Genomic DNA, 20737 nt, shown 5'->3' with positions numbered 1-20737 from the left:
ATCTTGTTAAAAAACAACATTCAGGTTAACACCATAACGGCGTGTGGTTGGCGTTTGCAGGGTTGATGTAGCAATTGGCGTGTTGAACTGCTCGATATCAATACCCTTGTACTTATTGTCGGCATAGAAGTATAGCAGATTTCGGCCAACCAGGGTTATGGAAGCCTTTTTGATCAGTTTGCTTCTTAACCACTCTTTCGGAAAGTCGTAGCCTATCTGTACTTCGCGCAGCTTGGCATAGGTTTTACTTACCAATGAGCCTTCCTGTACCTGGCCATAGTATTGCGTGGCCCAGCTTTGTACCGTACTGGTAGCCGTGTTGGGTGCAAACTGTAGCTGATTGTAATTGGTAATATGGCCAAAATTATCATACTTAATAGCCGCGCCATTTGATACTTGTACCCCACTACCTACATAGGTACCTTTATAAGCCGCAACACCTGCATTGGTATCGTCATCAAGACGTGATTTTCCTATAGCACCTTCAACAGTTGCTATGTTGGCGCCGCCCTGCATGGTAAGCGAGTATAAGCGATCGGATATTTTGCCCCCTACGCTGCCATCAAACTGAAAGCTGAAGCTGAAATTTTTATACCGGAAACTATTACTTACCGACCAGACAAAATCAGGATTCATGTAACCCAGGAACTGGTTGATCGGGTTTTTTAATGGCTTACCACCCGCGTCATAAACGATCTGTCCGTCCGGGGAGCGTACAAATGCCGAACCGTACAATTTATCGGTCCTGTCGCCTTTCTGGAAGAATGTGTTATAGTAGGTTTGTCCAGGAGGTAACTCCAGGTACCTTTCGGTATAGGTAGACCAGTTGCTCATCACATTCCATGAAAAGTTTGACGTTTTTATTGGGGTAGCCGTAAGCGTAAGCTCCAAGCCTGTTTTACGCGTTTTTAGGGCATTAATGTAATAAGTGGTATAACCCGAGGTTGGCGAAATAGCGTTAGCCAGGATCTGCGGACCATCGATATACTGGAAGAAAGTGGTGCTCAGCCCCAACCTGTTTTTCAGTACGCGGATATCAAAACCTTCCTCAAAGTTTTTACGGTTGTACGGCTTGATGCTTTCCTGGTAAATGTTTTGTGGCGATGATGCAGCAGGTGTATTGTTATATATTTTGCTGGTTGAGAACACCGGCTGCAGCGAATAATCCGGACCACCGTACGGGCTCAGGTAATTATTGCCATATTGTGAAAATGACGAGAACAAGCTGTTGGCCGTTGAGCCGTTTAGTTGTGTAAACACGTTAAATGGCGTAGCACCAATAGTTGCCGAAGTAGCATCGGCACGTACGGTGGCAAAAGATCCGCGTATCTTGAAATAAGATATCAGCTCGGGCAGCCTAATATAATCTGTAATTACCGAGGCGGCAGATACGCTGGGGTAAAAATAGCTGTTGTTACCTTCGGGAAGGGCCGATGTTTTATCGATACGGGCTGTTCCAGAGATGGTAGCATACTGACCGATAGAGGCATCCAACGAGGCATAACTACTCAATACACGCATGTTTGAACTAAAATTGTTAACCATGAGCGTATTGAGCGAGTTGTTGAAATTGTAAACATTCGGTACGATCAGGTAATCGGTAGAGGTAAAGTTGGAGTTGTAGTTGAAAGTACGCATACTACCGCCTACCAAACCCGAGAAATTGATGATACCGGCATTATAATTATAATTCAATAATACATCGGTGTTATTCTCAAATAGGTTTCTTCTGTCTTCGCGGTAATCACCCTGTCCCAAAGTACGGGCATAGGTGAAAGCACCCCACGGCATTTTTTCGGCCCTCAATAAAGAGTAGGTAGTGATCTGCGAACGGCCGGTAATATTCAAATGCTCGTCGAGCTTATAGTTAAAGGATAAATAGCCGTTAATATCGGTCTTGTCATGGCTCCGGGTCCAGTCTTCCACCATCAGCCAAGGGTTGTTATAGTGTACGTGCTCCGGAAATATAGCAACCTGGTTTGTTTTACCGGGTGCCCATATATTCCTGATATCGGGGGCATTAACATCCCATTCGCCACCCGTCCATACCGAAAGGTTATAGATCAAACTGTTTGGCCCGTAGGTTACATCCGGTACGTTGTTTGAATAGGTTTTGGTCAGGTTCAGATCGGCATTAAAAGTCAGTCTTTTGGAAAGCTGGTAACTGGCATTAGTGCTGAAGTTAAAAATATTAAGACCGGTGTTGGGCACTATACCGCGCTGGTTTGACTCCGACGCCGAGAAACGGGCCGCGTATTTTTCGCCTGTGGCCGAAAGGGAAATATTGTTGGTAGTTTGATAACCCGCCTGGATAAAACGGTCAAGGTTGTTTTTGCCATCCACATAACCCCTGTTAACATATGGCGTTGGTTTGATATGCCCTATATAGGTGAGATCGCCAAATTTGGTGGTATAGGTTTGATCGGGCGTATACAGGCCATCATATTGCGGAATAAGCTGTCCCCTGAATTTGGGGCCCCATAACTGGTATTGCGCATCTTGCAAGCCCCCGCCAAAACCATCGGCATAAGCGTACTGACCGTACATACCGCCGCCATAATCATGCTGGGTTTTAGGTTCGGCAATAAAGCCTTTATCCATGGAGTTGGTTGAATTGAATTCCACCACAAAGCCCTTGTCTTTCCCGGCTTTTTTGGTGGTTATCAATATAGCACCATATTGAGCCCGGCTGCCATAAAGCGCCGCACCTGCAGGGCCTTTAAGTACCGTATAACTCTCAATATCATCCGGATTAAGGTTGTAGGTATCTGAACTGATGGGGATACCATCAACCACATAAAGGGTGATCTGGTTGCCACGTAACGATACCGATGGCGGGCCCAATAGCTCGGCATTCATCGCTACAGATAAGCCTGCCACCTTGCCGGTTAAACCGGTTATCGGATTGGAGTCGCGGGCTTTTACCAGCTCGTCGCCTTTAACTTCCTGCGTGGCATAACCAATTTTGTTGGCGCCCTTTTTTACACCCAGGGCCGTTACCACCACCTCATTGAGGCTGGTAGGCGATGGCACCATTTTTACATGCAGCATATTACCGCTGCTGGCTTGCACACCGGTAATGGTTTGCTTATCAAAGCCCATGTAACTAAAGGTAAGGTCATACGATTTACCCGCTACCAGGTTTTTGATACTAAAAGTACCGTCGATGTTAGTGGTGCCTGTTTTTTTGAGCTCGTTGGAGCCGCTTTCCCGTACCTGGATGGTAACGCCAATAAGCGGCAGATCTTTTTCGTCCAGCACCTTGCCTTCCAGGTGGCCATTATCTTCGGTTAAATAACCGGTGCCTGTTATATGGCTTGAATGGTGTAGCAGGGTACCCTTCGCCCTGGTAATTTGCGTGCTGGAACACAGCAGGATAATGATTGTAAAAATAAGGTGAGAGAAAGTGAATAGTGGTTTTAATACATTTCTTTTTGTAGAATTGCGCATAGCTTTTTAATGGTTTGTCGGTTTGCATAATCATGAATTATTGATGGCTTAGTGGGAGTGGGTTGGTGGAACAGCCCGCTCTTTTTTGCATCCGGCTCTGGCTTATATCTTCAAATTTTATCCTCCATCGGTAAGTTTTATAAATAAATTTCTGAATTAAGTGGAAAAGCGCTTTTGTATTCGCTACGCGTAGCTTTTTGTGAAGAGAAACAGGCGCACGGCAGGAGCGCGTTTGTTAATTATAGTATTAAAGCCAGGTAGATTTTTTCCGCCGCTAAAATAATAGCCCATACATTGCCCCTAGGTTAAGGATGTATTAAGGTTTTTGATATGTTAAAAACCCAAACGGCAATGTTCATAACTCACCATACAAGCTTCTGCATACCTTATTGGGCTTTATACTTAAAATGAGGCATTTCCGGCTATTTTTACTTCAGGGCCAACCATGAAGTAAATGTTAAATGTGTATAACTAAGTAAAGATACCCGGCAGGTTTAAAGCTTTGTAGTAAACAAAGTATAATATTTAGCATGCCACAGGTATGCAACCGGAGTTCAGTACCTATGGCACTGAATAAGCCTCCTTTTTTCCTACAAAGCTTTAAACCCCTATGGGGTTTGCAAAACGCCTTAACCTAATCACATCAAGAAGCCCTAAGTAGGCCAAAAGTGGGTTAACATGGGTTTACACTTTTTTGGGTTAACATTTTTATAACTATTTAATAGTCAAATAATTAATTCCATTTTTGGGGTAAAAAGCCCGAATTTATGTAAACCCACTTTTTACAACTTACAAGCACCATCAAATTACTAATATTTTTAGCATTTTTAAATTAAATTGCTTATATTTATAAAAAATAAAAAGACCAATGCAATATGAAAACACAGCAATTAACTTTAACAAACAGTGAGAAAAAGATCACCGCCCTGATGGCTCTGGAAACCATTACGATAAATGATCTGGATAACCTGGATCTGGCAGAACGGCAATATTTAGGAGTGGTCTGTACCAAAATGCTGCAAAATTTAAGGGATACGGAACGGGATGATTTTCTGAAAAAAATAGAACCAATTATGCTGGATAGCAATCAGCAGGTTTGGGAGTATAACCACCAGGCCATCACCGATGCCATTTCAAGGTTCACCGAAGAGCACGGCAGCATGCCCACCAGAAATCAGCTGGCCGAAGAAACCGGTTTAAGCCGGCAAACCATCAGCAAACATTTAAAAGAATACCAAACCCATCCCGGACATGCCGAGCAAATAGAACAGTTTAAAATGATGGCACCCAGGTTAATGGCCAAAGTATTCCAGTCGGCCACCAAGGGCGATATCCGAGCGGCCAAGCTTTACCTGGAAACCGTTGGCGCTACCGGTAAACAGCAGGTGGTAAAAAGCCAAAACAACCATATCCAGATTAACAATACCATCCTGAGCCAGGAAAATTTAAACCGCCTGAGCGCCGAACAACTCAGCCAGATAGAACACATCGTTGCCAAGGCTTTACCTGAAGCCAAAATGATTGGATAATACGCCCGTATTATTTTGCAAGCATGGAGTTTATGCAATTCTCTTTTAACTTATCTCTTTTAACTTAAAAGTTGATGCAATTCTGTTTATTTATTCTAAAAAACCCCTTAGATTAATTCTTTAATTAAAATTTAATCTAGAGCTTAGTAGCTTTTAATTGCGTTATGGTAGAAATCAGAAAAGGACAAACCGATAAAAATGCCTCTAGTGATAGCTTGATAAATTTTTTCAGAGCCAATGATGCTTTAAATGGGAAATTATACATAGGATATCCAATATTGTATAGTGGAGGTGAGAGCAGTGTTTTAGATGCTCTATGGATATCGCCCGAATACGGAGTGTTAGTATTCGACTTGATTGAAGGAACCATCATAAAAGATCGAGAAGAAGATAGAGATAATTTATTTACAAAGTTATCTTCTTTATTAGGCCAATATCCAGAATTAAATAAAAAACGAAGGCTACAAGTCGATATCAATGTTTTAACTTTTGCTCCAGCATGCGCAAATATTGATTATACGGATACTGCTACTACAGAAGAAGAGGTCTCAGAATTAATTGCCGAATTGAATTCATGGGTTAATCCAGAACTTTTCACACGTACTGTAGCTGTTATACAGTCTGTAATTCAGATAAAGACAAAAATTGACAGAAGTTTTGTAAAAAGATCTGATTCAAGGGGTTTTATTATTAAAAATTTAGAGGAAACCATTGCAAATCTTGATAATCAACAAGAAGAAGCGGTCATTGAATTTCATGACGGCTTGCAGAGAATTAGGGGATTAGCGGGGTCTGGGAAAACAATTGTTCTTGCTTTAAAAGCTGCGTATTTACATGCAATAAATCCCGAATGGAATATTGCCGTTACTTTTAATACGCGAGCATTAAAAACACAGTTTTATGAGATGATTGAGTTGTTTTGCATTCAAAAAATGGGGCAAAAACCTGACGAAAGTAAAATAAGAATTATTCAAGCGTGGGGTAGCGGATCAAATACAGGCATATATTATGAATTTTGCAAGGATAATAATATTGAGTATTTAGACTATAGGGATGGAAAGATATATTCAAATAAAGTTGGCAAACAACCATTTGATGCAGTTTGCAGAAAAGCATTAGATGAAGTCGACAAAGATAAAGTCATAAAGAAATATGATGCAATTCTTGTTGATGAAGCACAAGATTTATCCGAATCCTTCTTAAATATTTGTTATATGCTTCTGACAAAGAAAAAGAGACTTATATATGCTTATGATGAACTTCAAAAACTAAATGAAGGCTCTTCTTTGCGTAGTCCTCGAAAAATATTTGGAAAAGATGCTAGTGATACAATTTTAAAAAAATGCTATAGAAATTCGAGACCGGTCTTAGTAACGGCTCATGCCTTAGGGTTTGGAATTTATAGGAAGGCTGGACTTGCTCAATTTTTTGATCAGCCCGAACTTTGGAGTGATTTGGGTTATAAAGTAAAAGATGGGATGTTAAAAGCAGGACACTCAGTAACTCTCTATAGACCTGATGAAGCCTCGCACAAGTACTTAGAAGACAATGTGGATATAGATGATTTAATCATATTCAAAAGTTTCAAGTCAAAGACCGAGCAGTCAGATGCAATTGTAAAAGATATAATTAAAAACCTAAAAGAGGACGAATTATTGCATCGAGACATAATAGTAATTAATCCAATGGCATTAACTACAAAAGATGAGGTATATGAAATAAGGTATTCACTAACTAAAGCAGGCATTAAGAATCATATCGCAGGTGATTCAAATCCGGACAATTTTTTTGAGAAAGAATCCATAACATTTACCGGCATAAATAGAGCTAAAGGAAATGAGGTACCAATGGTCTATATCATCAATGCTCAAGAATGCTATTCACATCCAATATTGCATAACCTTGACCTTATTAAAAGGCGAAATATTTTATTTACAGCAATTACAAGAAGTAAAGCATGGGTTAGGGTATATGGAATCGGTGAACGAATGGAAAGTTTAACTAAAGAATTTAAAGACGTAAAGAATAAAGACTTTGAATTAGATTTTATTTATCCTGATTCAAAAACCATACAAAAGATGAATTTAATAAGCAGAGATATTTCTAAAAAGGAAGAATTACAATATGAAGAGGAAATAAAATCATTGAGTTCTTTGCCTCAAATCATCCAAAGAATCAAAGCGAAGGAATCTAATATTGAAGACTATCCTAAAGAACTTAGACCATTCATAAAGAAACTTATTGAAGAGGATGAAAATTGATAAATATTTTATAAAACAAATCATATCCTTAACATACTCGTTAATTCGAACCGGATTTGTAAACAATTACAATATGCCCTCCTCAAAAAACCAGGCTATTGTATGGGATAACTACAAAAACATTTCATTTACTTTAAAGAATCAGTCATACATTGATTTATATAATGAGTGTATTAAAGAAAAGGCCTATAACTTCATACTACTGGATGGGGCTATAATTCAATTGATGTATGAATTTGAAAGAGGACTCTTAATTAAACATCGTCTGGCATATTATCCCAGTCCAAATAAAGAAAAATTTCTTGATTCACCGGATGATTATGATGACCTGCATTTTGGTGACGAGTTGTTTTCAGATATTTTAAATGGCAAATCTATTTCTTTTCCAATCAGATTCGATTTTGACACAGATGAAAAAAAATATGTTAAAAATGATCATACCTATATTCATATGACATTAGGAAATTTTCAGAATTGCCGAATCCCTGTTTCAAAACCATTAAGTCCCAATAAGTTTATATCATTTATTTTAAGAAGTTTCTATTTTGAAAGATTTATCAAATATCACACAATAGATGATTTTAATTGCACTTACGAAGAAAAGAGCTATCTAGACCTCGATGAATCTAAATCCATTCATATAAGTCATTAACAAACCTCTTGCCAGCGCACACCTATGCTTGCAGGGGATGTTATTGATGCTTAGCCAGCCATTCTTGGTATTTTTTCTCCAGGAACTGGTTGCCCAGGGCACGCACTTCGGGGGTTGACACGGTAAAATGGTCGCCGGGGTAGTAGCCAAAAACAAATGATGAGTTTAGCTTTTTCATTTCGCCGTCCAATAATTTTACTGCGTAGTTCAACAAAAAGTTATCCTGTTCGCCAACGGTAACGCGCACTTTACCATCCAGGTCGCCTTTGATTTTGTCCCAGTTGGTTCTGAGATATAAGGAGATATCGTAATTTTTCCAGTGCTCAAAAACGGCTGCATCAATTTCGCCGGTTTTATAATTAATGATCCGACGGGGCTCACCGTCACTGCCTTTTTCGCTGAATACGGCATCGAATGAATGCATTTGCTCACCGCGATAAATTACGTGCTCCATCGTATAGATATCCCGCATATTAAACCATGGGAAAAAACCGGCAATTGTTCCGGTTTGGTTGAGCGTGCTATCTTTTCCATAATACATATTCTGATGCTCGTACAGGTTCACCCGCTGGAAACTGCGAAAGTCGACCGGATCTGGTGAGCTCGACCAGCAGGCATCAAACACCTTCGGATAATGTGTTTGCAGCCATAAAACCGTCCAGCCGCCGCTGCTGTGCCCGTTCAGCAACCTCGCGCCATTACAGCGATAGGTTTTTTCCAGTTGCGGAATCAGTTCTGTGGTCAAAGCATCGCCCCAGGGACCATTGTTGTCGCTGTTGGCGTATACGCTGTGCCCCAGGCGGCAGTTACCATCAAGATATACCACGATAACCGCGGTAGTATCCATAGCCAGGGAAGGATCGGCACTGCCAGAATAACGTTGGTAATCGCCACCATAACCCGAAACGTTAAACCGCACCGGAAATTTCCGGTTAGGCTCATTAAAATATTGTTTCGGTAAAATAACGGCCGCGGCAATAGTCGTAGGGCGATGACTAAAATTACTAAGCAATGCCGAATTTACTTTCAGCTCCTTAACAAACTGTGTTTCTTTAAAAACCGGTTCAGGAACAACTTTCGTCGCCTTAAGCGGGATCAGCTGATTATAGTTTTTTGTTAGCCTAATTTTCTGAACCGCGCTGTACAAGTTGCCCGGACTGTTACCTATGGAGCGCCCCCCCAGGTCCCTGTCCCACACAGCCTGTATATAATAGCTGTTTCGTTCCATATCTGAAATGGCAACCGGGTAAGAAATGGCCTTATCACCAATGATAACGGCCTGCCCGGGTTTGATATTTTTTACGAACACCCGGTAACAGGGAAATATATCCAAACCTGCCGTACCGCTCTTGGGGTCTTTGCTGTCTTTTGACAGATACAGCAGGATATTACCGCTGAATGATTGTTTTAATAAGCTGTCGGGAAAACTAACGCTGAATTTTTGTGCAAAGGCATTGGCGGCTAAATAAAAAACGGCGAGTAAAGTGATAAAGACTTTTTTCATAGGATGCGGTTAAGCCCAAATATACAAGTTTACATAAAGCTTGTTGAAATTTATAAATGGTCTTTTCGGCACTCAATACTACATTAATAACCTCCTTGCTACACACACAGGAGTCCGGCATCTCCTTATCCAAAACCAGGGTATCCGGACCGCTCCGAACGCTGCGGGCAACATGCAGATTAAATAATACCTAAACTATTGATTTGTAGCATTTAAATTTCGATATTGTGGGTAAAACCACTTATCACATTATATGAGACATGTAATCACCCTGCTTGTCCTGTTCATGCTTGTTGGCATGCCCGGGCGTGCTTCGGCGGCACAACAACAGCCAAGGGACACCACGCTTTTTAACAGCGCCCGCGACAGTACGATTTTTTATATTGACTGGTCGCAAATGACTCCCCAAACCAAGGCCACCTTCATTAGAGCATTTGGCGAGATAGCCAAAAGGAACGACTTTTATAAGACCGTCACCATTCAGCCTAACGATAACATCAGCAAATTAATCAAGCGCTATTATGATGTGGTTGCGGAGGTGAATAACCATTCCCACCAGGCTCTTATTGGGGTATTGAAAGACCTGAACGGGCTCGACGCGCAAAATACGCTTGTAGCGGGTAAAAGTTTCAAGCTGCTGCGCCTGCCGATTAAACAGGTGCCCGGCAGTAAGGATACCCTGGCCCAGTTTTTTGACCCGTACATCAAACAATCTTATATCCTCAGCACGGCATCCGCAGCCAATTCCGATTTCCGGATGGCTAAAACCGATGTAAATTTCAGGGAAGGCGGATTGTCGGCCTTCAAGCTCAGCCCTGAAGACCTTACGGTGGTTAAATCTATGCTATCCAAAAATCTTTACCGTTCCCTCTACGGCACGGGCATCGTTACTCTTGACAGTGTTCACATTTCCACGGTACGGTTCCCGGAGCGCAAGTCTTCTGTCAGACGCGAATTAACGCATACCCCAATTGTCGATTCTACCGTTGCCCGCCTGCTGAACGGCTTAAGTAAGGACAATTTCGGAACTTATTATGTATTCGATAATTTTAACGCCGGTTCAGAACATGGTGAAAAAGTGATGGATGTTGTCAATGCCCGCTTCGCGGCATATGGTCTGGATACGACAGGCCTGCGCATTCACAAAATCCCGATCAACTATTTCGATAATGTGGAATTTGGCCAGGAGCTTATCAAAAAATATTATGCTGTCGATGGCACTCCGTCCAATAAACTACCGTCCCTGGAGATACAGCATGAACTCAATCAGCTCAAGGGCATCGATGTATCAAAGTACGCATATGCCCAGTGCCAGGATTGTATACCCGAAGTTTACCTGAACGCGCTTTTTGGCTATTATTACCGGGATACGCCTGACGTTATCTCCAGTTCTTTCTGGGCCGATATGGAACTGAAGGGCATTCTGCCACGCTTGTATACAGCCCCCGTGACCAGTCTGGTTACCGCGGGCCTTAATGAAGATGGGGAGATTGAACATAAGATAAGAGATATCCTGGTTGAAAAAGACCTGCTGGTAGGAAGCATCCAACCCATCAATGATTACTTTAACTCTTACGCGGATGACGGTGCATTGATCATCGGTAATCGCTTAACCAAGGGTGTTTACTCCGGTTCATATGGTAAACACATCACCACCACCGGCCTTGGGGTAGGCTGGGCCGGCCGTACCATAATGCCCACAGATACTGGTACCAGTTTTGCCACGCCCGACGTTGCCGGCAAAATCTATATCGCCAAAGCCTATTGGCGCTCCAAAAAAATGAACATCAACGCGGCAGAAACACGCATGCGCGTATTATTGGCCACAGACATTGATCCGGAATTCATTGGCAAATTCGAATCGGCAGGCAGCCTTAACATGCTGAAGCTCTTACAACCCGGAAATTATGTAGAAACGGTTTCGGGCGAAATACTTCCGCTCAAATCTATCTCCCTTTCTGACGCCGGTATCGGATCATCAAAATTTAAACGAACACCTTTCGGACGCCGTTCCGTAGATGCCGATGGTGAAGCAACAGACGGTGTTTGTGGTTTCGCTTGCGTGGACGGGCGCTTTTATAAATTCACAGAAATGATGCCCTGGTGGCAGCCTGCTAATTTTAAAGAGATAGCCGTATCCTTTGTCACCAGCAAAGGCCCGGAGGTTATCCAAAGCCAGGAAGCATTCAGCTCAAAATTTAAACAACTTATCATACTTTCCAATCATGAAAAAAACAATTAAAATCGGCCTGACAGTTGTCTTTGCGATGACTGCCGGCTTTGTTCAGGCACAGAATTATAACAAAATGCTGATGGACGCAGTTAAAAAGGAATTTGGCAAAGACTTGCGAGGCTTCCAGTTTTTCGACAACCCGACGGATAACTACGGACTGATCACTACCTACAAAAAGAACACGGATCCGGATAATTTTGAATGCGATATGTATAACTGCATTGGTGCGGTATCCCCAAAATCAACAGATGATACCTGGCTCTCGATGAACGGGTTCGCGGCCGGCGGCGACAATGGCAGAAAGGTTACCCTGAGCGAAGATGTCAGCAATCAGGTGGGCTTAAACCTCATTCTGCCCAAGATCATGAGCATTGTTGGCCTGAGCAGCAGCTATAACAAAAACAATATAAAACACCTCGAACTAACCCTGGGGCCGGTTTACATCCGCCAGTTGAGAAAAGCACCCATGCAGGATTATCTGAATAAGCTCGATAAAACATCCCGTCAATATCTGCTGTATAACAGCGGGCAAATGGTGCTGATAGTAGGCGATTGCGTACTCACCACCATGGATGTCGACATCACACTAAACGATACATCCAAAACAGCCATCGATGCTAAATTCGGATGGAAGGGCTCAACCGTGGCCGCTAAGATCCTGGATAGCGCCTCTGTCAGTGTTAAAGTTGCGCGGGAAGCCGCGGGCCATTATAAATTTACACTGTCGCACCCGGTTATCTTTGCGCGCCTGGCCAAAAAGCAGGCGAAGGGCGGCGAACTGGGCATAACCAAAAACCAATATTTTCAAGACTGGGCAACAATAGACGAGGATAAAGTTATCGACCCTAAAACAATAAAGAAGAAATAAACCGCTCCATCACCCGGAGCCCTCCTGATGCAGCACCAGGAGGATTCAGAACATCTCATTGAACCACTGAATAAAAAGAGCCTTTAACTTTCGTTAAAGGCTCTTTTTAAAATACATTAGTCCTGGTTTGGTAAGCCTATCGGGTTAAGTATTATGGTAAAACCGCCCGCTATAGACCCCTGGCTCCAGAATTTTCATAGGATAATACTGTTATCTATATTTCTCCGCATAGTACAAGTGGGCATACATGACGTATTGGAGAACAAGGATCATCCGGACAGCATCTAAAACATAAAGGAGGCAGAGTGATGCCACCGGTAACATTTTTTAATTCCTCTCTTGTAAGCATTTTTCCCCTCTGAAAGGCAGAAGCTTTTTCAATTAATTTTTTCATCTCTCTTGTTTGGTTTATAATTTGGTAATTATTAGTTTAAATTTAACCAAACAGATATTATGTTTCCAAATATTTAATATTATTGTCAGTTTTCGCATACTTTCACAAGCGCACACCCTTGCTGGTGCACTAATATTGTGTTTTATTCTGCTCTTTAATTTATACCCGATTACTCCTTACCCGCCTTTTTCACCAGAAAACGTTTTCTAAGCCATTCGCGCAGGGGCTCGTCATAAAATTTCAGGCTCAGCCATGCTATGGTTATGGCGATAATGACCAATCCCAGGCCTACCAGTAGGCCCTGGGCCATGGGCACTTTATTATTGTTTACCCACGCGATGTGCCAATACATCAGCGGGTAATGGGTGATATAAAGCGGGTAGGATATGGCCCCCAGAAACTTACAAACTTTGATGGAACTTTTGCTGACCAACTTGCCGCCTGCGCCAATAGCTACAATAAGCGGAAAAATAACGATGATCACAAACGATTCATAGATACCATTCATCCACAAATGTTCGGCGCCCCCGATCCTGGGTACAGATAAAAAAACAATGATCAATAAACTGCAAATGGCAAACGCGCCTTTAATATGGATCAGCTTGCCCATTCGCATTAACAATACGCCCGCGAAAAACGGGTAAAGCAAACGTAGAAAGCCAATATTTAGCTGGATTTTATCAATGGACCAACCGCCAATAACATCGCCCTGGGGCCCCCATACCAAAAAGCCAACAAGCCAGCAGGCCGATAATATCACAAATATGGTAAGCACCGTTTTGGAAAAATGGCGAATGAATACCGCGTAAAGAATATTAGCAACATATTCAAAGAAAAGTGACCATGCGGCACCGTTCAGCGGGTATGTTTCCTGCCATCCGCGAATATCCATGGATGGCAGCAGCGGAATCATGGTAAAACCAACCACCGTTGCCAGCAGCAGCTTCCAAACGGGAGTTGAGGCAACCAGCGGCATCGCCGCTCCGCCCTGGAAGTAAAAAAGCAATGCGCCAATAATGGTACCTACAATTACCAGGGGTTGTAAGCGGATAAGGCGGCGTTTGTAAAAATCCCACTGAGTCATTTTGTCCCAGCGGTCATCATAGGCATAAGCCACTACAAAACCCGACAATAAGAAAAAGAAATCGACCGCCAGATAGCCGTGATTAATGATCTGGTGAAACCGATCACCGGAGTAGGTTTCCAATACATGAAATACAACTACCAGGATAGAAGCCACGCCACGTAATCCGTCGAGGATCTCATAATGGCTTTTTGATTTGAGATAAACTGAGGTTTGGGACATTGTCCGGGTAAAATAGGCAAAAATTAAACAGGTTGTATTTGAGGATTAATTTTTGTGTGATGGGGAGCCCGGCGAACCAGGATGATAGAAGATAAAGAAAAAAGCCCAACATTTCTGTTGGGCTTTCGTGGGAGTTACTGGGTTCGAACCAGTGACCCTCTGCTTGTAAGGCAGATGCTCTGAACCAGCTGAGCTAAACTCCCTTGCTTTTGGGTCTGCAAATATAGAAGTTCTGATCTATTCGTCAAAAAAAAATTTAAAAATTATATTAAAGCATTGATTATTAATCATAAAAATTACCAGACAGCCTTTTTAGACTTTACATAGCTATATTATTTCGCCGCGGGCGGGGGTCTTCAGGCAAAATTTCCATATGTGGGTATTGGATATAACTGGCATACCATCTTATGGCACCAACCAGGTCAATAGCATCTTCTGCAGCAATATCAATGGTTTCAAAGGCTAATAATTTACTATTGGCATACCCATATAACTGCACTTCGTTATCATCGGGCCTAAATGTTTCTTCATCAAGGCAATAAACCCTCACCTTTAAGCGGGTATCCCTGGAGTGTATAACATCCCGGCAGGGGTTCTTAGGGTCGGTTGCCAGTAAGTAAATGTTATGTTCCATAAGTAATTAACAATGATATGTTGGTATGGTTTCTAAAGTTGTTATTTATATTTTGTTGATCATCAGCTATTAACTGCCGGGTAACCCGCCCACACATTGGGAAGTATTTTCTACAAACCCTTGATAAACAATGCCCAAATTTGCCTTTTACTTGCTTAAATTGTAGCTAATAAGCAATTGGCATTGCATTTGAATTAAGTTTATTGCCCTTCTAAAAGGGTTGTTTTTCATAGGTAGATGTAGGGCCGAAACACTGCGAGAGTTTTTCGGCCTTTTTATTTATCCTCCGGCAAAACCACTGGGTCTGAAAAACTTTTTAAAGCTTTAATTTTAACAATTTCCCGCATAAAAAATTACCAAAGAAGCGTTAAAACTGCTAAAAACATGTTCAAAACCACCTGTTTTAACACTTCTTAACAAACCTCAACACACCTTTTTCATTTTAAAAAGTATTGGTTTATTGATCATCAATACCCACATATCAATCGGTAGCTTATTGATACTCCACAACAACTCAAATAACTGGCAAGCCCTATTAATTAATTTATATTCCTGATTTGTTTAATTTAGTTTGATCCTTAGCTGTTTTTACGGTTGAGATTTAATTTAAAGCAAAGCTACTCCAATTAAGAGTGGGTTATTTATCAACATATACCAATCCGGTATGTTCAAATGGGCGTATATCATCTACAAAACAAAACTAATTAAAACTTCAAAAAAATTAATTTCTATGAAAACAGACTCACAAGAAAGCATGCTCAATGCAAATATGGCCCGGAGGTCGTTTCTGCGTTATGCTGGTGTTGGAGTTGCTTCGGTAGGCTTATTGGCTACTGCTGCTTCCTGCCACAAAGATCATAAGATCAATCCACCAACTAATGGTATTGATCTTGGTGCAAAAGGAGACTTAGCTATTTTAAACTATGCCTATGCCCTGGAGCAATTAGAAGCCGCCTTTTACCTTCAGGTAGCAGCTACCCCGTACAGCGGCATCACTTCATCAGAAACAGCATTGCTGACTGATATCCGTGATCATGAGGTTTTGCACCGTGAATTTTTTAAAGCAGCGCTTGGGGTAAACGCCATTCCGGCTTTAACACCCGATTTTTCTGCCATCAACTTTAGCAGCCGTGCCAGCGTACTGGCAGCAGCAGCAGCATTTGAAGATACCGGTGTTAGTGCTTATGACGGCGCAGGCTACCTGATCACCACCCCGGCTTATTTGCTGATAGCAGGTAAAATTGTTTCGGTAGAGGCCCGTCATGCCGCTTTGATCCGCAACCTGGTTACTCCTGGCTCTTTTGCCGGGGCCGATGTAGTTGATCCTACAACCAGCATCAACAAAGCTGCATCTATAGCTGATGTGCTTAAAATAGCCAATATGTATTTAAAAACTAAGGTTACAGCAGTAAACTACGGTTACGCATCCGTTTAAAACCCCATCACCATGAATTTATTTAACATCATAGAAGAAATTGAAAATGTTGATCCGGAAGTTTACGGCCGCATAAGCGAACGCCGCGACGTGATCAAAAATATAACCAGCTTTGGTTCAAAAGTAGCTTTGGCCGCTATGCCATTTGCTGTTGGTACTATATTTAAAAAAGCATATGCGCAAAGCACAGCAACACCATCTGTAGTGGCCATATTGAATTACGCGCTTACACTGGAGTACCTGGAATCATACTTTTATAATCAAGGTAAAGCCAAAGGCACGGCATTAATACCCGCCGCAGCTGCCACCAATTATTTTAATCAGGTAACTACCGACGAAAATAACCACGTAACCTTTCTTAAAGGCGTAATTACTTCGTTGGGCGCTACCCCCGTAACGGCACCGCAATTTGATTTAACAGCAGGTGGTGGTACCGGCAGCGGACCATTTGCCGATGTATTAACCAACTATCAAACCTTTTTGGCCGTAGCCCAGGTATTTGAAGATACTGGCGTACGCGCTTATAAAGGACAGGCGGCTAATATACTGGCCAACAAAGCAGCTGCCGAAGGTGTAAAAGCCGGCTTATATCAAACCGTATTAACAGCGGCTTTAGGTATCCACGCTGTAGAAGCACGCCATGCATCGGCCATCCGTTCTATCCGTGGGCAAACACCATGGATCACCAGCACCGCAACTTTAGGTAATGATACCGGCGTAGCGCTTGTAAACGCCAATTACGATGGTGAACAAAATGTATCACAGGGCGGGGTTGATGTTACTACATTGAAAAATGCAACAGGAGGCAACACTACTTCGGTAGCCGTAGCCACAGCCGCGTTTGACGAAGCTTTAAGTATGGATCAGGTTTTAGCTATACTCTCAGGAAGCTTCATTGTTAAGTCAGCCTAATTTAAGCATCATATAACAATAAAGAGGTCGTTTACAATGCTGTAAACGACCTCTTTTGTTTTATCATCATTTATTCAATCCCTGTACACCAAATTTAATCAGGTCATCAGGCTTTATAAAACCTACGGTTCCATAAACAGGTTTACCTTTGGCGTTAAAAATAATAAGGGTAGGATAGGCCTGCAAACCCCATTGGGCGGCAAGCTCCGGGCCCTGGCCTTTTTCCATATCCATAGCTACATTGATAAATTTGCTGTTATAAAAGGCTATTACATCTTTATTTTTAAAGGTGGTTGCTTTAAGCATTTTGCAGGGTCCGCACCAGGTGGCGTAGGCATCTACAAAAATATATTTCTTTTTAGCGGCAGCTTGCTTTAAGGCTTCGCCCCAGGAGTTTTCAATAAAATTAATCTGGCTTGCTTTTTTGTCGACCGCTTTTTGTGTGGTCTGGGCTTTTCCATTAAGAGGGTGTAAAAGCGATAACAAAGCGATCATCAAGCAGGCAGGAAAAAAATTCTTCATAAAGGTGTAAAATAGGAAGCATAAAAATAGCACATATAAACCGTTACCGGCTTATATGTGCTATAAATATCTGTTACTGTTATATTAACCAGGCAAAAAGCTTATGGCCTGGTGCGGTGTGCCTCGTCCTGCTGCTGCTGTTGTTGTTGGCGTTGCGCCTGTTGTTGTTGCTGCTGTTGCTGACGCTGTGCAGCCTGTTGTTGACGCTGGGCGGCTTGTTGTTGCTGTTGAGCCTGCTGTTGCTGACGTTGAGCTTGCTGCTGTTGGCGTTGCATTTCCTGCTGCTGGCGCTGGGCGGCTTGTTGTTGCTGCTGAGCCTGTTGTTGCTGGCGTTGAACCTGTTGCTGCTGGCGTTGGGCCTGATCACGTTGCTGCTGAGCCTGCTGTTGCTGACGTTGAGCTTGCTGCTGCTGGCGTTGAACCTCCTGCTGCTGGCGTTGGGCCTGATCACGTTGCTGCTGAACTTCTTGCTGCTGACGCTGTGCCTGCTGCTGTTGGCGTTGAACCTCCTGCTGCTGGCGTTGAGCCTGATCGCGTTGCTGCTGAACTTCTTGCTGCTGACGTTGTGCCTGCTGTTGTTGGCGTTGAACCTCCTGCTGTTGGCGCTGAGCCTGATCGCGTTGCTGCTGAACTTCTTGCTGCTGACGTTGTGCCTGATCACGTTGACGCTGCACGTCCTGCTGCTGACGTTGAACCTGGCCGCGTTGCTGCTGAACTTGTTGTTGCTGACGCTGTGCCTGCTGTTGTTGACGCTGAGCGTCTTGCTGCTGGCGTTGGCCTTGTTGTTGCTGACGTTGGACCTCCTGCTGCTGACGTTGTGCCTGCTGTTGCTGGCGTTGTTGTACAGCAGGGTTTACATTAGGCTGCTGCGTACGTTGAGCTGCGGGCTGGTTATTATTTACTCTTACCAGTCTGTCATTATTGCTTTTAGCTATTTCGGCCAGGCGGGCAGCGTTGCTGCGGTTTACAGTTGCCTGTCCGGCTACGCGGTGTGCAATACCATTATTAGGGTTTTCCTTACGGTACTCGGCGGCATTCACCACACGTGCTGGTCGCGCGTCGGCAGTTCTTCTTATCTCTGGCCTGTAAATATTAAGTCTGTTATTGGTAATGCTTGTCCTGGCGCCGGGCTGGTTGATGTTGTTAACCCGGTATACCTGTACATTCTGACGGGTTACCTGTCTAACTTCATTTACCCGCGGACCGGTTACATAAGTACGATTATTATAAACATACGTATTGTTGATAACCGTGGTATTGCGTATAATGTTAACCACCCGGGTATGCGGTGCATAATAATTGTAAATATTAGGGCGGTTAATGTAGGCTTGCGGTGCACATACCCAATAGTAATCGGGCACGTGATAGCTGTTGCCAAATGAAATATTAATGCTGATGCCCGGTGTTAGTGGCGCCCAGCCATAATAACCACCGCCACTTCTCCAGCTTACCCAGGCTGGTGCCCATTCATGGCCCGGAATCCATTCCCATCCGTAATATTCATCATAGCGCCAGCGGCCGTAGTGAAAAGTGGCCCATCCCCAGGGATAATCAGAAACCCAGGTGTTGCCATAATCTGTCATTACCCAATGCCCGCGTGTGGCATAGGGCCTGAATCCGTCTTCGGCATCAGGTATCCAAACGTTACCATAGGTAGGGTCATCAACCCAAGTTCCGTAAGGGTCAAGTTCGTCATAAAACTGCTGGTCAGATACATACTCTCCTTCCTGTGCCTTTACCTTATTTGGAGCGGCGAGCATTATCAAAAATGCTACTAAACATAAACCGCTTATTTTTTTTATAATCTTCATCTTTATCAGGATTAAAATGTGACCGGATATACCGTTATCAATATAGGTATGACCTATCAAATTATAAAACGTTTAACAGCATAATTGTTTTAACCTGCAACAATAGGAATAATTAGCACAAACCATCTCTGAAATTTTTTATTTATACCTTGCATAGGCTATCTTAAAAATTAAATAGTTTTACATTTCATAACCCATACCATTATGAGTACAGTAAATATCCCAAGACTTGATCTGAACAATTATATTAACGGCAGCGCGGCCGACCGTCAACAATTTTCAGACGAGATAGGTAAAGCATTTAACGAAACCGGTTTTGTAACCATTACTAACCACGGACTAAGCAAAGAGTTGATAGATGAGCTTTACGCCCAGGTAAAAAATTTGTTTACGCAACCCGATGCTGTTAAACAAAAATACGAGATACCCGGTTTGGCAGGCCAGCGCGGTTACACGGGCAAGGGCAAGGAAACTGCAAAAGGCTTTAAAACGCCCGATTTGAAAGAGTTTTGGCAAATAGGCCAAACCGTAACCGATGGATCGCCCATTAAAGATCAATATCCGGACAATGTGGTTGTTGAGGAGCTGCCTGCTTTTAACACTACTACCCGTGAGGTTTACAAAAAACTGGAATCGGCAGGTATACACCTGCTGCGGGCCATAGCGGTTTATTTAAATTTAGAGGAAACTTATTTTGATAATAAAGTGCATAATGGCAACTCCATACTGCGCACCCTGCATTATTTCCCGATCCTCGACCCGGATTCATTGCCTGCAGACGCGGTACGTGCAGGAGCTCATGAGGATATTAACCTGATCACCTTACTGATAGGTGCCAGCGCAGATGGTTTGGAGCTACTTACCCGCGAGGGTACCTGGTTCCCGGTTAAGGCCCATGGCGAAGACCTGGTGGTTAACGTAGGCGATATGCTGCAGCGTTTAACCAATAACAAACTTAAATCAACCACGCACCGCGTAGTGAACCCGCCGCGCGAGCAGATGAAAAACTCCAGATATTCGGTTCCGTTTTTCCTGCACCCGGTATCAGACATGGACCTCACCAGCCTGGAAACCTGTATCAACGCCGAGCACCCGAAATTATACCCGGATATTACCGCCGGCGAATACCTGGATGAACGCCTGAGAGAGATAGGCCTAAAGATGTAGCTATAAAAAAGAGGCTATATCATGAATTCATGATCGCCTCTTTTTTATTTGATCTATCC

At 42.9% G+C, this 20737-nt stretch carries 14 protein-coding genes and 1 tRNA gene; 8 read left to right on the top strand and 7 right to left on the bottom strand.

From position 1 onward, the window contains the following. Positions 1-6 precede the first annotated feature (6 nt). Positions 7-3450, bottom strand: coding sequence for a SusC/RagA family TonB-linked outer membrane protein (locus FHW89_RS15805; protein WP_172336026.1), 3444 nt, complete (start codon positions 3448-3450; stop codon positions 7-9). A gap of 875 nt (positions 3451-4325) precedes the next feature. On the opposite strand from FHW89_RS15805, the gene FHW89_RS15800 reads away from it, so the two are divergent. From FHW89_RS15800 to FHW89_RS15790, 3 genes are all read left to right on the top strand, one after another. Then, positions 4326-4979, top strand: coding sequence for a hypothetical protein (locus FHW89_RS15800; RefSeq protein ID WP_172336025.1), 654 nt, complete (start codon positions 4326-4328; stop codon positions 4977-4979). Positions 4980-5143: 164 nt separating this feature from the next. Beyond that, positions 5144-7240 carry a DEAD/DEAH box helicase gene (locus tag FHW89_RS15795; RefSeq protein WP_172336024.1) on the top strand — a complete coding sequence of 699 codons (2097 nt, stop codon included), beginning with the start codon at positions 5144-5146 and terminating at the stop codon, positions 7238-7240. A gap of 73 nt (positions 7241-7313) precedes the next feature. Then, positions 7314-7892: a DUF2290 domain-containing protein gene (locus tag FHW89_RS15790; RefSeq protein ID WP_172336023.1), complete on the top strand. Its 579-nt coding sequence runs from the start codon at positions 7314-7316 to the stop codon at positions 7890-7892. Between the two features lie 40 nt (positions 7893-7932). On the opposite strand, the gene FHW89_RS15785 is transcribed toward FHW89_RS15790, so the two are convergent. Next, positions 7933-9396: an alpha/beta hydrolase-fold protein gene (locus FHW89_RS15785; RefSeq protein WP_172336022.1), complete on the bottom strand. Its 1464-nt coding sequence runs from the start codon at positions 9394-9396 to the stop codon at positions 7933-7935. A gap of 253 nt (positions 9397-9649) precedes the next feature. Here FHW89_RS15785 and FHW89_RS15780 point away from each other — a divergent pair, with 253 nt between their 5' ends. Then, on the top strand, positions 9650-11638 hold the full coding sequence (locus tag FHW89_RS15780; RefSeq protein ID WP_172336021.1) for a hypothetical protein: 1989 nt from the start codon (positions 9650-9652) through the stop codon (positions 11636-11638). Continuing rightward, entirely contained in the window at positions 11622-12497 is an 876-nt protein-coding gene (locus tag FHW89_RS15775) for a hypothetical protein (RefSeq protein WP_172336020.1), read from the top strand. The genes FHW89_RS15780 and FHW89_RS15775 overlap by 17 nt, the downstream gene beginning before the upstream one ends. Positions 12498-13060: 563 nt before the next feature. Here FHW89_RS15775 and FHW89_RS15770 read toward each other — a convergent pair. The 3 genes from FHW89_RS15770 to FHW89_RS15760 form a co-directional block, all read right to left on the bottom strand. Continuing rightward, positions 13061-14197: an acyltransferase gene (locus FHW89_RS15770; protein ID WP_172336019.1), complete on the bottom strand. Its 1137-nt coding sequence runs from the start codon at positions 14195-14197 to the stop codon at positions 13061-13063. Positions 14198-14325: 128 nt separating this feature from the next. Next, positions 14326-14400, bottom strand: a tRNA-Val gene (locus FHW89_RS15765). Positions 14401-14516: 116 nt separating this feature from the next. Next, complete coding sequence (locus FHW89_RS15760; RefSeq protein ID WP_172336018.1) at positions 14517-14831, bottom strand: hypothetical protein; 315 nt, start codon at positions 14829-14831, stop codon at positions 14517-14519. 730 nt (positions 14832-15561) lie between these two features. Between FHW89_RS15760 and FHW89_RS15755 the strand changes: the two genes are divergently transcribed. Beyond that, positions 15562-16266 (top strand): ferritin-like domain-containing protein, encoded by a 705-nt coding sequence (locus FHW89_RS15755; RefSeq protein WP_172336017.1) that lies wholly within the window; start codon positions 15562-15564, stop codon positions 16264-16266. 12 nt (positions 16267-16278) lie between these two features. Then, positions 16279-17178, top strand: a complete 900-nt coding sequence (locus FHW89_RS15750) for a ferritin-like domain-containing protein (RefSeq protein ID WP_172336016.1) — start codon at positions 16279-16281, stop codon at positions 17176-17178. 66 nt (positions 17179-17244) lie between these two features. On the opposite strand, the gene FHW89_RS15745 is transcribed toward FHW89_RS15750, so the two are convergent. Together FHW89_RS15745 and FHW89_RS15740 are read right to left on the bottom strand one after the other, a co-directional pair. Then, positions 17245-17700 (bottom strand): thioredoxin domain-containing protein, encoded by a 456-nt coding sequence (locus FHW89_RS15745; protein ID WP_172336015.1) that lies wholly within the window; start codon positions 17698-17700, stop codon positions 17245-17247. A 101-nt stretch (positions 17701-17801) separates the two neighbouring features. Then, on the bottom strand, positions 17802-19511 hold the full coding sequence (locus tag FHW89_RS15740) for a DUF6600 domain-containing protein (protein ID WP_172336014.1): 1710 nt from the start codon (positions 19509-19511) through the stop codon (positions 17802-17804). A gap of 204 nt (positions 19512-19715) precedes the next feature. Between FHW89_RS15740 and FHW89_RS15735 the strand changes: the two genes are divergently transcribed. After that, the gene (locus tag FHW89_RS15735) at positions 19716-20678 is read left to right on the top strand and encodes an isopenicillin N synthase family oxygenase (RefSeq protein WP_172336013.1); all 963 of its coding nucleotides are present in this window, start codon (positions 19716-19718) and stop codon (positions 20676-20678) included. Positions 20679-20737: the final 59 nt, after the last annotated feature.

This window comes from Mucilaginibacter sp. SG564, from assembly GCF_013149275.1.
GTDB lineage: Bacteria > Bacteroidota > Bacteroidia > Sphingobacteriales > Sphingobacteriaceae > Mucilaginibacter.
The sequence above is the reverse complement of the archived record's forward strand: the minus strand, read 5'-3'. Positions and strand labels throughout refer to the sequence as shown.